Below are 13,798 nucleotides of genomic sequence, written 5' to 3'. Positions count from 1 at the left end.
GTCAGGCCACGGAGGGACGGGAAATGGGGACAGGCAGCCGCGGCGCGGGGCCGCGAAACCGCCGGATCGCGGCGGCAGTGTTCGGGTGGTGGACATTGCTCGCGCTCGCCGTGGCGGCCGGGCCGGCAACGGCGCGCGCAAGCGCCGGGGCGGTCCCGTCGATGCCACAGCCGCGCGTGCTCGGCGCGGCCGACGGGCTGCCGTCCACCTCGGTCAACGGCATCGCGCGTGACCGCGAGGGGCATGTCTGGGTGGCGACCGCCGACGGGCTCGCGCGTTACGACGGCATCGGCTTCCGTAGCTGGCGGCACGATCCCGGCGATCCGCGCACGCTGCCGGGAAACTACGTCACCGTGCTCCACGTGGACCAGGCGGACCGCGTCTGGGCGGCGGTGGAAGGGCGCGGGCTGAGCATGCTGGACACCCGCCGCGAGGGGTTCCGGCATTTCCATCCCGAAGCCGACGTTTGGGCGATCGCCAGCCGCGGGGAGGCGGTCTGGTACGGCACCTTCGGCGACGGCCTGTACCGGCTCGATGCCGCCAGTGGCGCGGTCGAGCGGTTTGCCGGCGGGCCGTCGGGCCTGCCCGCCGACACCATCCTGGCGCTGGCCTTCGATGCCGGCGGCCGGCTCTGGGCCGGTACCACGCGTGGCCTGGCGCGCTTCGACGGCCAGCGCTTCCAGCCGGTTCCGCTGCCGGGCGATGCGCCCGACAGCCTCATCTATTCGCTCACCGCCGAGGACGAGGCACTCTGGATCGGCGCACGCAGCGGGGTGTACCGGCACCTGCCCGGCGCGGGCTGGTCGATTCCGCAGTGGTCGGCGCAGTTCGCCGGTGGCAATTCGGTGTTCTCGGTGAAGTCCGACGGCGAGCGCGGCTATTGGCTGGCGAGCCAGCAGGCCCTGTGGCACGCCCCGGCCGACGGTGTCCCGTACCGGGTCCCGCTGGGCACCCGCGGCGCGGTGCGGCCGCTACAGCAGATGCTGCGGCAGGAAGACGGGGCGCTGTGGTTCCCGGTCGCCGGGGTCGGCCTGGGCTTCCTGCGCGCGGACTGGCGCCGGCTGGCGGTGTTCTCGCGCGAGCGCGGCGGACTGCAGGGCGATTCCTACCGCGACATCGTCCCCGCCGCTGCCGGCGGGCTGTGGCTGCTGGCGCGCGGCGGCGAGCTCGAGCACCTGGCCGCGGATGGAACCCTGCGCCCGGTGGCACCCCGGCTGCATGCCGGCCTGGCCGCCCTGCGGCCGCTGACCCTGGCCGAAGACCGGCAAGGGCGCCTGTGGATCGGCGGCAGTGGCCAAGGCCGGCTGGCGCGGCTGGATCCGGGCACGGGCGAGCTGCTGGAGTGGACGCCCGACGACACGGAGGACCCGACGATGCGCGGGCCGGTCGACCACCTGGCGATCGCCCCGGACGGCACGCTGTGGCTGGCCAGTGCCGGCGCCGGCCTGCAGCAGCGCGACGTGGCGAGCGGACGAGTGGTGCGCGACATTCCCGGCGGTGCGACGCACGGGCTTCCCGCCGCCGACCTGGAAGCGCTGGGCTTCGATCCCGAGGGTCGCCTGTGGGTCGCCGGCGGCTTCGGGCTGCGGTACTGGGATGATGCCGCCGCGCGCTTCCGGCCCGCGCCGGGCATCGCCGCCGACGACCGGGTGTTCGCCTTCGCGTTCGCCTCGCCGCAGGAGCTGTGGCTGCAGCACCTGTCAGGGCTCGAGCAGTACCGCGTGCATGACGGGCGCTGGCAGCTACGCCAGCGTGCCGGCGCCGCCCAGGGCATTCCGCCGGTGGAAGGCTCCGGACTGGCGGTCGATCCCGACGGGCAGGTATGGCTGGCCAGCATGCGCGGGCTGTATCGCTGGGACCCGGGCGCGCAGTGGCTGCGCCGGTTCGGCCTGGCCGATGGGCTGGGCAGCGAGGAGTTCCTCGACCAGGGCATGGTGCTGGCGCCCGGTGGCGTACTGGCGGCCGCCCTGGCCAATGGCTCGGTGCTGTTGATGGACACCCTGGCCCCCGATCCGCCGGCGCGGCAGCCGACCCTCGCGCTCGATTCGCTGTCGGTGCGCCGGGAGGGCGCCTGGCACCCGATTGATCCGGACCGGCCCGGACTGCGGCCCGGCGACCGTGAACTGCGGGCCAGGCTGAGCCTGCTGGCCTTCGACGACCCCAGGGCCACGCGCTTCCAGACCTGGCTGGTCGGCCACGACAGCGGCTGGATCGGACAGGCCGGCAATGGCGAGCGGGTCTGGGCCGGCCTGTCACCGGGCGACTACACGCTGCGCGCCCGTGCCTTCGACGCCGCCGGCAATGCGTCCGCCGAGCGCAGGCTGGGCTTCGCGCTGCCGCCGCCGTGGTGGCGTACCGACCGGGCGCTGGCGGGCTGGGCGGTGCTGGCAGTGTTGCTGGCCTTCGCCGCCATGTGGGCGGTGCGCCAGCGGATCGCCCGTCGCGCGCGCCAGCGCGCCGCCGCCCGCGAGCGGGAACTGGCCCTGCAGGCCTCGCAGGCCAAGAGCCGGTTCCTGGCGACCCTGGGCCACGAGGTGCGCACGCCGATGACCGGGGTACTGGGCATGACCGAACTCCTGCTCGATACGCCCCTGGACGAGGGCCAGCGGGCCCGCGCCGAGTCGATCCGCGGCGCCGGCGAACACCTGCTGCGCCTGCTCGATGACGCCCTGGACCTGGCGCGGATCGAGGCCGGCCGGCTGGAACTCGACGAGGCGCCGTTCGCGGTCCGCGAGCTTGCCGCCACGGTCGCCGCGCTGGTCGAGCCACTGGCGCGCGGGCGCGGGCTGGCCTTCGCCTGCGACGTGGCCGCGGACGTGCCGGCCGCGGTGCGCGGTGATGCGACCCGGGTGCGGCAGGTCCTGCTGAACCTGCTGGGCAATGCGGTGAAGTTCACCGAACGCGGCAGTATCCGTCTGGAACTGTCGACCGCCCCCGGCGGCAGCCTGCGCCTGGCCGTGCGCGACACTGGCCCCGGGCTGCAGCCCTCGCAGGTCGAGCGCCTGTTCCGCCGATTCGAACAGGGCGATGGGCCGCGCACCGCCGCGCGCTACGGCGGCAGTGGCCTGGGGCTGGCGATCTGCCAGGAGCTCGCCGCCGCCATGGGCGGGCGGATCGCGGTCGAAAGCACCCCGGGCGAGGGCACCCGCTTCGAGGTCATCCTCCCGCTGCCGGCGGTGCCGTTGCCCGCGCCCCAGCCGCCGGCCGCGCAGGCGATGCGGGCGCTGTCGCTGCTGCTGGTGGAGGACGACCCGGTGGTCTCGGAGGTGATCGCCGGCCTGCTGCGGGCCCAGGGCCACGCGGTCACCGTCGCCGGCCATGGCCTGGCGGCGATGGCGGAGGCCGCGGTGCTGCGCTTCGATGCCGCGTTGCTGGACCTGGACCTGCCAGGACTGGACGGGTTGAGCCTGGCCCGGCACCTGCTGGCGCAGGGCACCGACATCCCGCTGGTTGCGATCACCGCCCGCGCCGACCAGGAGGCCGAAGGGCAGGCCGCGCAGGCGGGCTTCCGCCACTTCCTGCGCAAGCCGGTGACCGGCCGCCACCTGGCGCGGGCGCTGGCGGCGGTGGCCGGTGAGGCGAAGACCGGTCTCAGCGCGCGCTGAGCGCGTGCACCGCCTCCACCAGCACGGCGACGTGGTCGGGGTTCATGTCCGGCGACATGCCGTGGCCGAGGTTGAACACGTGGCCCTCGCGCGAACCGCCGTTGCCGTCGCGGTAGGCGTCGAGCACCCGCCCGGCCTCGCGGCGGATCGCGTCGGGGTTGCCGTACAGCGTCGCCGGGTCGAGGTTGCCCTGCAGGGCAACCCTGCCGCCGGCGCGCCGGGCGGCTTCGTCCAGGTCGATGGTCCAGTCCACCCCGACCGCGTCGGTGCCGGTGGCGGCCAGTTCGGCGACATAGGCACCGTTGCCCTTGCCGAACAGGATCAGCGGCGTGCGCGCGTCGCCTTCGCCGCGGTCGAGCTCGGCGGCGATGCGCGACATGTAGCGCAGCGAGAACTCCCGGTACATCGGCGGCGACAGCACCCCGCCCCAGGTGTCGAAGACCTGCAACGCCTGGGCACCGGCCGCGCGCTGCGCGGACAGGTAGGCGATGACCGAGTCGGTGACCACGTCCAGCAGGCGGTGCATCGCCGCCGGCTCGTTGAGGGCGAGTGCCTTGACCCGCGACCAGGTCTTGCTGCCGGCGCCCTCGACCATGTAGCAGGCCAGCGTCCACGGGCTGCCGGAGAAGCCGATCAGCGGCACCGCGCCGTCGAGCTCGCGGCGGATCAGCGAGACCGCGTCGGTGACGTAACCCAGGTCGGCGGCCATGTCGGGCACCGACAGCCGGTCGATGTCGGCGGTGCTGCGCACCGGGCGCTCGAATTTCGGCCCCTCGCCCTCGGCGAAGTACAGGCCCAGCCCCATCGCATCGGGAATGGTGAGGATGTCGGAGAACAGGATCGCCGCGTCCAGCGGGAACCGGCGCAGCGGCTGCAGCGTGACCTCGCAGGCGATCTCGGGGTTCTTGGCCATGGCCAGGAAGCTGCCGGCCTTGCGGCGTACCTCCAGGTACTCGGGCAGGTAGCGCCCGGCCTGGCGCATCAGCCACACCGGGGTGTGGTCCACCGGCTGGCGGCGCAGTGCACGCAGGAAACGGTCGTTGCGAAGCGGGCTGGACAAGTCGGGCTCCTCACGGACGGATGACGCACGGGCCGGTCGGCCCGGGGGGACCCGCCATGGTACGCGATCGCCGTTGCTTCCCCTCCCGTGCCCGCGGGTCACCGCCGGGCGGGGCCGCCCCGGCTCACCGGGGAGCCCCGCTCCCTTGGCTGAACACCACCTGGAACCCGCGGCCGACCTGCTGGTCGCGCGCCTTCTCGAACGCGGCGAAGGCGGACTCGCGCTCGAGGAACTGCTGGCGCCGCAGTTGGCTGCGTCCCCCGATGACCCCGCTCTCGCGCACCAGCGTCCAGCCGCCGAGCAGGTCGGGTTCGAGCATGAGCTGGACGAAGCGGGGAGCCTCGTCGCCTTCGGGGCGTTGCTGCATCAACAGGCGCATGGTCTGCATTCTAGATCGCGGTCCCGCCCGGCGTTGGCCGGGGATCCCTGGGGTGCAATAGCCGCGGTTGCGGCGTATCGCGCCGGAACGCTTCCAGCGTCGCGATGATCGGATCTTCCGGAACGCCCGCAACCACCCGCGCCCGGCCCGCGGCGGTCCACAGGATGAAGCGCAGCCCCGCGGCATCGGCCTTCTTGTCCAGGCGCATCCGCGCCAGCAGTGCCTCCGGTCGCAGGCCGGACGGCAGCGTGGTCGGCAGCTCCAGGCGCTGCAGCAGGCCGCGTAGGCGCTCGCCGTCGCCCCGCGGTGCGAGCTCCAGTCGCGCGGACAGGTCGGCGGCCAGCACCATGCCGACCGCGACCGCCTCACCGTGGTTCAGGCCATCGGCGGCGCCGGCGTACCCCTGTTCGGCCTCGATGGCGTGGGCGAAGGTGTGGCCGAAGTTGAGCAGGGCGCGCTCGCCGTGCTCGTACGGATCGCGCTCGACCACGCCGGCCTTGTACTGGCAGGAGCGCATGATGGCAGCGGCCAGCGCGGCGTCGTCGCGGGCCAGCAGCGCGTCGGCATGTGCCCCGATCCAGTCGAGGAAGCCGGCGTCGAAGATCGCCCCGTACTTCACCACTTCGGCCAGGCCGGCGCGCAGCTCGCGATCGGGAAGGGTACGCAGAGTGCTGGTGTCGGCGATCACCGCGCGCGGCGGATGGAACGCACCGGCGAGGTTCTTGCCGGCCGGCAGGTCGACCGCGGTCTTGCCGCCCACCGAGGAGTCGACCATCGCCAGCAGGGTGGTCGGCAGCTGGACCACGTCGATGCCGCGCATCCAGCACGCCGCCGCGAAGCCGGCGAGGTCGCCGACCACGCCGCCGCCCAGCGCCAGCACGGTGGCGTCGCGGGTCGCACCCAGGCGGGCGAGGGCGTCCAGCACTTCGCCGAAGCGGGCCAGGGTCTTTTCGTGCTCGCCGGCCGGCATCGTGTACCGGGCGATCGCCAGTTCCGGCCGGGCACCGGCGAGGGCGTCGATCACCCGCTCGGCATGCAGCGGGGCGACGTTGGCGTCGCTGGCCAGCAGCACGTGGCGGCCACGCAGCTGGCCGGCCAGCAGGGCACCGTTGGACAGCAGACCGGAGCCGACATGGATCCGGTAGGGCCGGGTCCCGGAGACCTCGAGGGTGGCGGTGCTCATGCGGTTTCCCCGGGGCGCCAGGCTCCCTCCAGCGTGGCGTGGAGCCGATCCGCGACCTGCCGCGGTGACAGCCCGTTGGTGTCGATGCGCAGCCCGGCCACGGCGGCATAGAGCGGGTCGCGCACGGCCGCCAGTTCGCGCAGGCGTGCCGCCGGGTCGGGACACTGCAGCAGGGGGCGGCCGACATCGCCGTGCAGGCGCGCCAGCTGTTCCCCGGCGCCGGCATGCAGGTGGATCACGAAGGCGCGGCGGCGGAGCAGGTCGCGGGTGGCGGGATCGAGCACCGCTCCGCCCCCGGTGGCCAGCAGCTGGCCGGCGGCGCCCAGCAGGCGCGCGAGCGTCTCGCGCTCCATCCGCCGGAACCCGGCCTCGCCGTGGCGCCGGAACACCTCGGCGACCGGCATGCCCGCGCCGCGCTCGATCTCCGCGTCGGTGTCCACCGCGCGTAGGCCGAGCAGGGGCGCCAGCAGCGTGGCGACGGTGCTCTTGCCGGCACCCATGGGGCCGACCAGGGCGAGGTTGGGGGCGGGCTTCGGCATGCACGTCATGTGGCGATTCTATCCAGCACGATCACCCGTCCGATGCGCGGGCTTTACAGCGCAGCTGCGACGGTCAGCGGTTCCGGCCGCATGGCGGCCGCAAAAACGGAAAGGAGAACGGCATGGCCGTAGCCAAGGTCATCGAGATCTATTCATCGTCCGACAAGAGCGTCGAGGACGCCGTCCGCAGCGGCCTGAAGAAGGCCTCCGGGAGCGTCAAGAACATCCGCGGGGCCTGGATCAAGGAAACCAAGGTCCAGGTCGACGGCGAGGGCAACATCACCGAATGGCGGGTCGCCATGAAGGTGACCTTCGTCGTCGACTGACCGCCCGGATCGCGGCGGGCGTGGGCAGCGCCCGCCGTCCGGTCCACAATGCGGATCATGAATACCACGCCCGAACTGCTCAGCGAAGCGCTCGCCACCTTCGATGCCCTGTTCGAACGGGCAGGCATCGCCGGCGAGCCCGATCCGACCGCGATGGTGGTCGCCACCGCCGGCCTCGATGCCCGTCCGTCCGCGCGCATGGTCCTGCTCAAGGCCCACGACGCGCGCGGTTTCGTCTTCTACACCCACCTGGACGGCCGCAAGGGCCGCGAACTGCAGGACAACCGCCAGGCCGCGCTGCTGTTCCACTGGCCGCGCGTCGACGAAGGCGTGCAGGTCCGGATCGAAGGGCCGGTCGAGCGGGTGTCCGACGAGGAGGCCGACGGCTACTTCGCGAGCCGCAGCCGCGGCAGCCAGATCGGCGCGTGGGCCTCCAAGCAGTCCGAGACCATGGAAACCCGCCAGCGCTTCGCCGAGCGCATCGCCGAGGTCGAGCACCAGTTCGAGGACCGCGAGGTGCCGCGTCCCCCGCGCTGGTCGGGCATCCGGGTGCGGCCGATGTACTTCGAGTTCTGGTACGCCGCCGGCCACCGGCTGCACGAACGGGTGCTCTACGAGAGCGACGTCGCCGGCGAGTGGAGCAAGCGGATGCTGTATCCGTGACCGGCCCCCGGCGGATCGTCTGCCTCACCGAGGAGCCCACCGAAGTCCTCTACGCGCTGGGCGAGCAGGACCGGATCGTCGGCATCAGCGGCTTCACCGTGCGCCCGGCCCGGGCCCGGAAGGAGAAACCGAAGGTCAGCGCGTTCACCAGCGCGAAGATCGGGAAGATCCTGGAACTGGAGCCGGACTTCGTGGTGGGTTTCTCCGACATCCAGGCCGACATCGCCGCCGAACTGGTCCGCCATGGGGTGGAGGTGTGGATCAGCAACCACCGCAGCGTGGACGGGATACTCGACTACATCCGCCGGCTGGGGGCGCTGGTCGGCGCCGCCGGGCGCGCCGGCGCCTGGGCCGAGGAGCTGCAGCGTGGGCTGGAACGGATCCAGGCCGACGCCGCCCGCCTGCCGCGCCGGCCGAAGGTCTACTTCGAGGAGTGGGACGAGCCGCCGATCACCGGCATCCGCTGGGTCGCCGAACTGGTGCGGATCGCCGGCGGCGACGACATCTTCCCCGAGCGGGCCGCCGAGCCGCTGGCGAAAGGCCGGATCCTGGAGGACCCCTCGGAGGTCGTGCGCCGGGCGCCGGACATCATCTTCGGCTCCTGGTGCGGCAAGAAGTTCCAGCCCGCGACGGTCGCCGCGCGCCCCGGCTGGGGTGCGATCCCCGCGGTGCGCGACGGCGAGCTGCACGAAGTGAAGTCGCCGGTCATCCTGCAGCCCGGGCCGGCCGCGTTGACCGACGGGGTGGCGGTGCTCGCACGAGTGATCCAGGCCTGGGGCGAACACCGGGCCTGACCCTCGACCGTTCACGCTGCGTATGGCATACCTTCGGCCTCCCCTGACCCGGAGTCCTCCATGCTGCGCAAACTCATCCTTACCCCGTTCCTGATCGCCGCGCTTTCGTTGTCGCTGGTGGCCAACACGGCGACTGCCGGCGTCATCGGCACCCAGCAGGCGATGAGCGCGGAGCTTCGCGCCGCCAAGGAAACCCGGGTCCGTTCCTCGATCGCCCGCGACGACGTGCGCCAGGCGATGCAGCGGCTGGGCGTCGATCCGGCCGACGCCGATGCCCGCATCGCCTCGCTCAGCGATGCCGAACTGCTGCAGCTGGAGGGTGAGCTGGACCGGCTGCCGGCCGGTGGCGGCGCGCTGGCGGTGATCGGCGCGGTGTTCCTGGTGCTGCTGATCCTGGAGCTGGTCGGCGTCACCAACGTCTTCACCCGCATCTGATGCGGCTCCGCCCGGGCGGGCGGGCACGACTGGCGGCGGTGGGCCTGGCGCTCGCCGCCGCGCTCGTGTCCGCTGGGTGCTCGGTCAACCCACACTGGCAGCTGGCCCGCGGGGACAGCCCCGCGGGAACGCTGCTGCTGGACGCCCCGTTCCATCCGCAGACCGAGTACCAGTGCGGCCCCGCCGCGCTGGCGACGGTGCTGGGTGCCAGCGGGGTGGAGTTGGCGCCCGAAGCGCTGGTGTCGCAGGTCTACCTGCCCGGCCGCGAAGGCAGCCTGCAACTGGAGCTGGTCGCCGCCACCCGGCGTGCGGGGCGGATCCCGTACGTCATCGACCCGGAGCCGGAGGCATTGCTCGACGAACTGCGTGCCGGGCGACCGGTGCTGGTGCTGCAGAACCTGCTGGTACGCACGGTACCGCGCTGGCATTACGCGGTGGTGGTCGGTGCCGACGCCGGGGCGAACCGGCTGGTGCTCAACAGCGGGACCGAACAGGGGCTGGAGATGCCGGCACCGGGGTTCCTGCGCACCTGGGACTGGGCCGGGCGCTGGGGACTGCTGTCGCTGCGTCCGGGCGAGTTGCCGGCCCGCGCCGACCCGGTGCGCTACCTGGCCGCGGTGGCCGACTTCGAACAGGTTGCCGGCAGCGGGGCGGCGGCACCGGCCTACCAGGCCGCACTCGAGCGCTGGCCAGCCGAGCCGCGCGCCCACCTGGCGGCCGGGAACCAGGCCTACGCGGCCGGCGAGCTGGTCGCCGCCGCCGGGCACTACCGCGACGGCCTGGCCCTGGCGGCGGCCGATCCGGTGCTGGGCAACAACTACGCCAGCGTGCTGGGGGAACTGGGCTGCCGCGCCGAGGCGATCGCCGCGCTCGATGCCACGCTCCGGGCGTACCCGGCGGACGGGCGCTGGCTGTCGGAGCTGGAGGCGACCCGCCGGGAAATCATCGCCGTCGATGTCCCGGGGCCGACGTCTTGCCCCGCGTCCCCGTAGCCCGGGTAAGCGAAGCGCACCCGGGAGATGCGGCGGGCGCCCACGCCTCAGAACTCGTGGCTGAACCGCAACGTCGCCGGCGGCTCGCCCTCGCGCCGGACCTCGACCACGAAGCTCAGGGTCTCCGGCGGAGACACGCGGAAGGTGCCCACGTGGTCGACCAGGTCGCCGGCCACCAACTCGCGCAGTTCGACCCGGCCACGCTGACCGCGAAGGTCGGTGGTGCTGGCGGTGACCCGGGCCGGCACCGATACCTGCCGGCCGTCCTCGCCCTGGCGCACGCCGACCATCAGCATGACCAGGTCGTCGCCGCGCGGGATGCCGTAGCGCGCGGCCATCGCCTCGCCCAGGTTGCGGGTGGGGATGACATTGGCGCGGATGGTGGTGTCGCGTACCTGGAGGATCGCCTCGCCCGGCTGCATGGGCGCCGGGGCGGGTGCCGTGCCGCCACAGGCGGCCAGCAGCAGGGCGCAGAGTACGGCGAACCCGCGGCGGTTGACCCGTGGCCCGGGTAAACGCAGCGCACCCGGAGCCCGCCCCACGTGGAAGTCAATCATCATTCGCCACCGACAGCTCGGCCCCGCGGCGGGTCGCGGCCGCGACCGCGCGGTCCACCAGCGCCCGCAGTCCGCCTTCCTCGAAGGACTCGATTCCGGCCTGCGTGGTCCCCCCCGGCGAGGTCACCCGGCGGCGCAGCGTGGCCGCGTCCTCGTCCGATTCGGTCAGCATCCGCGCCGCGCCCAGGATCGTCTGGTTGGCCAGCCGCGCGGCGACCTCCCGTGGCAGGCCCTGCCTGGCCCCGGCGTCGGCCATCGCCTCGGCCAGCAGGAAGATGTAGGCCGGGCCACTGCCGGATACGCCGGTCACCGCATCCATCAGCGCCTCGTCGTCGATCCACTCCACCGGTCCCACCGCGCCGATGAGCTCGCCGGCCTGGGCCCGCTGGTGATCCGCCACGTGAGGGTTGGCATACAGGCCGGTCATGCCGGCGCCCAGCAGCGAAGGGGTGTTGGGCATCGCCCGGACCACCGGCACCGCGCCGCCGAGCCAGTCGGCGACCTGGCGCGAGGTGATCCCGGCCGCGACCGAGACCGCCAGCGGCCGAAGCTGCTGCGCCAGCGCCGCCAGGGCGTTGCACGCCGGCCGCATGCCCTGCGGCTTGACCGCCAGCACCCAGACCGTGGCGCCATCGACCGCCTCCTCGGGGGTGGCGAAGCACCGCACGCCGAAGTCCGCGGCCAGGCGCTCGCGGTTGGGGGCATTGCGGTCGGCCACCCGGATCCGCTCCGGCGGCGTGCCGCGGGCGACCATCCCGCCAACCAGGCTGCGTGCCATGTTTCCGCCGCCGATGAAGGCGACGACCGGGGGGGTGTCTTGTCCGTGCATGTCCGGCCCGTCAACAAAAAGGGGCTGCACAGTGTAGGGGCCGTGGTGCCGGGGCGGGTCGGCCGAGCTGTGATGGCCGCCGGATTGCACGCCCTGCCGCGGGGCTATACTCGCCCGCAGGGGGCGCGTCGGCGACGGTCGCGTCATTTCAAGACAGGCGGCGCCGGTCCCGGCGCCACCTGCAAGGTGCGCGGGGAGCACGCATGGACATCGCCGAACTGCTGGCGTTCTCGGTCAAGAACAAGGCCTCCGACCTCCATCTCTCGGCCGGCATGCCGCCGATGATCCGGGTCGATGGCGACGTGCGCCGGATCAACATCCCGGCGCTGGACCACAAGGCGGTGCACGCGCTGGTCTACGACATCATGTCGGACAAGCAACGGCGCGATTACGAGGAGTTCCTCGAGGTCGACTTCTCCTTCGAGATCGCCGGCCTGGCGCGTTTCCGCGTCAACGCCTTCAACCAGAACCGCGGCGCCGGCGCGGTGTTCCGCACCATCCCCTCCGAGGTGCTGACCCTGGAGGACCTGGGCACGCCGCGGATCTTCAGGGAGCTGATCGACCAGCCGCAAGGCCTGATCCTGGTCACCGGCCCGACCGGCTCGGGCAAGTCGACCACGCTGGCGGCGATGGTCGACCACATCAACAAGCACGAGTACGCGCACATCCTCACCATCGAGGACCCGATCGAGTTCGTGCACACCTCGCAGAAGTGCCTGATCAACCAGCGCGAGGTCCACCGCGACACCCACGGCTTCAACGAGGCGCTGCGCTCGGCGCTGCGCGAGGATCCCGACTACGTGCTGGTCGGCGAGCTGCGCGACCTGGAGACCATCCGCCTGGCGCTGACCGCGGCCGAGACCGGACACCTGGTGTTCGGCACCCTGCACACCTCCTCCGCGGCCAAGACCGTGGACCGCATCATCGACGTGTTCCCCGCCGGCGAGAAGCCGATGGTCCGCTCGATGCTGTCGGAGTCGCTGCGCGCGGTGATCAGCCAGGCGCTGCTGAAGAAGGTCGGCGGCGGTCGCACCGCGGCCTGGGAAATCATGGTCGGCACCCCGGCCATCCGCAACCTGATCCGCGAGGACAAGGTCGCGCAGATGTACTCGGCGATCCAGACCGGCCAGAACGCCGGCATGATGACCCTGGACCAGCACCTGCAGGACCTGGTCAAGCGCGGCATGATCCTGCGCCCGCAGGCCCGCGAGTACGCCCGGGACAAGCGCCTGTTCGACTGAGCGTCCGACTGAGGGCCACACCATGAGCACGACCGCATCCGGCAACACCGGCGCCAGCGCCGCCAGCCCCATCGACTTCACCTCGTTCCTGAAGCTGATGGCCCACCAGAAGGCCTCCGACCTGTTCATCACCGCCGGCATGCCGCCATCGATGAAGGTCAACGGCAAGCTGCAGCCGATCACCCAGAACCCGCTCACGCCGCAGCAGAGCCGGGACCTGGTGCTGAACGTGATGAACCCCACGCAGCGCGAGGAGTTCGAGAAGACCCACGAGGCCAACTTCGCCATCGGCTTGGCCGGGGTGGGGCGGTTCCGCGTGAGCTGCTTCTTCCAGCGCAACCAGGTCGGCATGGTGCTGCGGCGCATCGAGACCAAGATCCCGACCTTCGAGGAGCTCAACCTGCCGCCGGTGCTCAAGTCGCTGTCGATGACCAAGCGCGGGATCATCCTCTTCGTCGGCGCCACCGGCACGGGTAAATCGACCTCGCTGGCGGCGATGATCGGCTACCGCAACGCCAACTCCACCGGGCACATCATCACCATCGAGGACCCGATCGAGTTCGTGCACCGCCACCAGGGCTGCATCATCACCCAGCGCGAGGTCGGCATCGACACCGACAGCTGGGAGAACGCGCTCAAGAACACCCTGCGCCAGGCGCCGGACGTGATCATGATCGGCGAGGTGCGCACCCGCGAGGGCATGGACCACGCCATCGCCTTCGCCGAGACCGGCCACTTGGTGCTGTGCACGCTGCACGCCAACAACGCCAACCAGGCGATGGACCGGATCATCAACTTCTTCCCCGAGGACCGGCGCAACCAGCTGCTGATGGACCTGTCGCTCAACCTCAAGGGCGTGGTCGCCCAGCAGCTGATCCCCACGCCCGATGGCAAGGGCCGGCGGGTGGCGATGGAGATCCTGCTGGGCACCCCGCTGGTGCAGGACTACATCCGCGACGGCGAGGTCCACAAGCTCAAGGAAGTGATGAAGGAGTCGGTCCAGCTGGGCATGAAGACCTTCGACCAGGCGTTGTTCGAGCTCTACCAGGCCGGCGAGATCAGCTACGACGACGCGCTGCGCTTCGCCGATTCGCAGAACGAGGTACGGCTGCGGATCAAGCTCGCCCAGGGCGGCGACGCCAGCACCCTGTCGGCGGGCCTGGACGGGGTCGAGGTGGCGGAGCTGCGCTGAGCG

Annotated in this window: 14 protein-coding genes; 8 read left to right on the top strand and 6 right to left on the bottom strand. The window is 72.3% G+C overall.

Features of this window, described 5'->3' with window-relative positions; genetic code table 11:
- Positions 1–161 precede the first annotated feature (161 nt).
- The gene (locus LY625_RS04535; RefSeq protein WP_233737852.1) at positions 162–3,605 is read left to right on the top strand and encodes an ATP-binding protein; all 3,444 of its coding nucleotides are present in this window, start codon (positions 162–164) and stop codon (positions 3,603–3,605) included.
- Here the strand turns inward: LY625_RS04535 and hemE are convergent.
- The 4 genes from hemE to LY625_RS04515 form a co-directional block, all read right to left on the bottom strand.
- A complete protein-coding gene (gene hemE / locus LY625_RS04530) occupies positions 3,592–4,665 on the bottom strand; it encodes a uroporphyrinogen decarboxylase (RefSeq protein ID WP_233737850.1) in 1,074 nt (357 codons plus the stop codon). The two genes, LY625_RS04535 and hemE, sit on opposite strands and share 14 nt — an antisense overlap.
- Before the next feature lie 124 nt (positions 4,666–4,789).
- Positions 4,790–5,044: a WGR domain-containing protein gene (locus tag LY625_RS04525; protein ID WP_233737846.1), complete on the bottom strand. Its 255-nt coding sequence runs from the start codon at positions 5,042–5,044 to the stop codon at positions 4,790–4,792.
- 10 nt (positions 5,045–5,054) lie between these two features.
- A complete protein-coding gene (gene aroB / locus LY625_RS04520; RefSeq protein ID WP_233737845.1) occupies positions 5,055–6,227 on the bottom strand; it encodes a 3-dehydroquinate synthase in 1,173 nt (390 codons plus the stop codon).
- On the bottom strand, positions 6,224–6,766 hold the full coding sequence (locus LY625_RS04515) for a shikimate kinase (RefSeq protein ID WP_233737839.1): 543 nt from the start codon (positions 6,764–6,766) through the stop codon (positions 6,224–6,226). Before LY625_RS04515 ends, aroB begins: the two co-directional genes overlap by 4 nt.
- Before the next feature lie 122 nt (positions 6,767–6,888).
- On the opposite strand from LY625_RS04515, the gene LY625_RS04510 reads away from it, so the two are divergent.
- Genes LY625_RS04510 through LY625_RS04490 form a run of 5 tightly spaced genes read left to right on the top strand, consistent with a single transcriptional unit; the run spans position 6,889 to position 9,976 of the window.
- Entirely contained in the window at positions 6,889–7,092 is a 204-nt protein-coding gene (locus tag LY625_RS04510) for a dodecin family protein (protein ID WP_233737837.1), read from the top strand.
- A 57-nt stretch (positions 7,093–7,149) separates the two neighbouring features.
- A complete protein-coding gene (gene pdxH / locus LY625_RS04505; protein ID WP_233737835.1) occupies positions 7,150–7,755 on the top strand; it encodes a pyridoxamine 5'-phosphate oxidase in 606 nt (201 codons plus the stop codon).
- Positions 7,752–8,549 (top strand): ABC transporter substrate-binding protein, encoded by a 798-nt coding sequence (locus LY625_RS04500; protein WP_233737833.1) that lies wholly within the window; start codon positions 7,752–7,754, stop codon positions 8,547–8,549. The genes pdxH and LY625_RS04500 overlap by 4 nt, the downstream gene beginning before the upstream one ends.
- A gap of 60 nt (positions 8,550–8,609) precedes the next feature.
- Positions 8,610–8,984, top strand: a complete 375-nt coding sequence (locus LY625_RS04495) for a PA2779 family protein (protein ID WP_233737831.1) — start codon at positions 8,610–8,612, stop codon at positions 8,982–8,984.
- A complete protein-coding gene (locus LY625_RS04490) occupies positions 8,984–9,976 on the top strand; it encodes a PA2778 family cysteine peptidase (protein ID WP_233737829.1) in 993 nt (330 codons plus the stop codon). The genes LY625_RS04495 and LY625_RS04490 overlap by 1 nt, the downstream gene beginning before the upstream one ends.
- A gap of 47 nt (positions 9,977–10,023) precedes the next feature.
- Here the strand turns inward: LY625_RS04490 and LY625_RS04485 are convergent, their stop codons facing one another.
- Together LY625_RS04485 and proC are read right to left on the bottom strand one after the other, a co-directional pair.
- Positions 10,024–10,536, bottom strand: a complete 513-nt coding sequence (locus tag LY625_RS04485) for a DUF4426 domain-containing protein (protein ID WP_233737827.1) — start codon at positions 10,534–10,536, stop codon at positions 10,024–10,026.
- The gene (proC, locus tag LY625_RS04480; protein ID WP_233737826.1) at positions 10,526–11,362 is read right to left on the bottom strand and encodes a pyrroline-5-carboxylate reductase; all 837 of its coding nucleotides are present in this window, start codon (positions 11,360–11,362) and stop codon (positions 10,526–10,528) included. Before proC ends, LY625_RS04485 begins: the two co-directional genes overlap by 11 nt.
- Positions 11,363–11,565: 203 nt before the next feature.
- Here proC and LY625_RS04475 point away from each other — a divergent pair, with 203 nt between their 5' ends.
- Together LY625_RS04475 and LY625_RS04470 are read left to right on the top strand one after the other, a co-directional pair.
- A complete protein-coding gene (locus LY625_RS04475) occupies positions 11,566–12,603 on the top strand; it encodes a type IV pilus twitching motility protein PilT (RefSeq protein ID WP_233737822.1) in 1,038 nt (345 codons plus the stop codon).
- A 22-nt stretch (positions 12,604–12,625) separates the two neighbouring features.
- On the top strand, positions 12,626–13,795 hold the full coding sequence (locus LY625_RS04470; protein WP_255703306.1) for a PilT/PilU family type 4a pilus ATPase: 1,170 nt from the start codon (positions 12,626–12,628) through the stop codon (positions 13,793–13,795).
- The last annotated feature ends 3 nt before the right edge of the window (positions 13,796–13,798 follow it).

This window comes from Lysobacter sp. GX 14042, from assembly GCF_021390425.1.
GTDB lineage: Bacteria > Pseudomonadota > Gammaproteobacteria > Xanthomonadales > Xanthomonadaceae > Novilysobacter.
The sequence above is the reverse complement of the archived record's forward strand: the minus strand, read 5'-3'. Positions and strand labels throughout refer to the sequence as shown.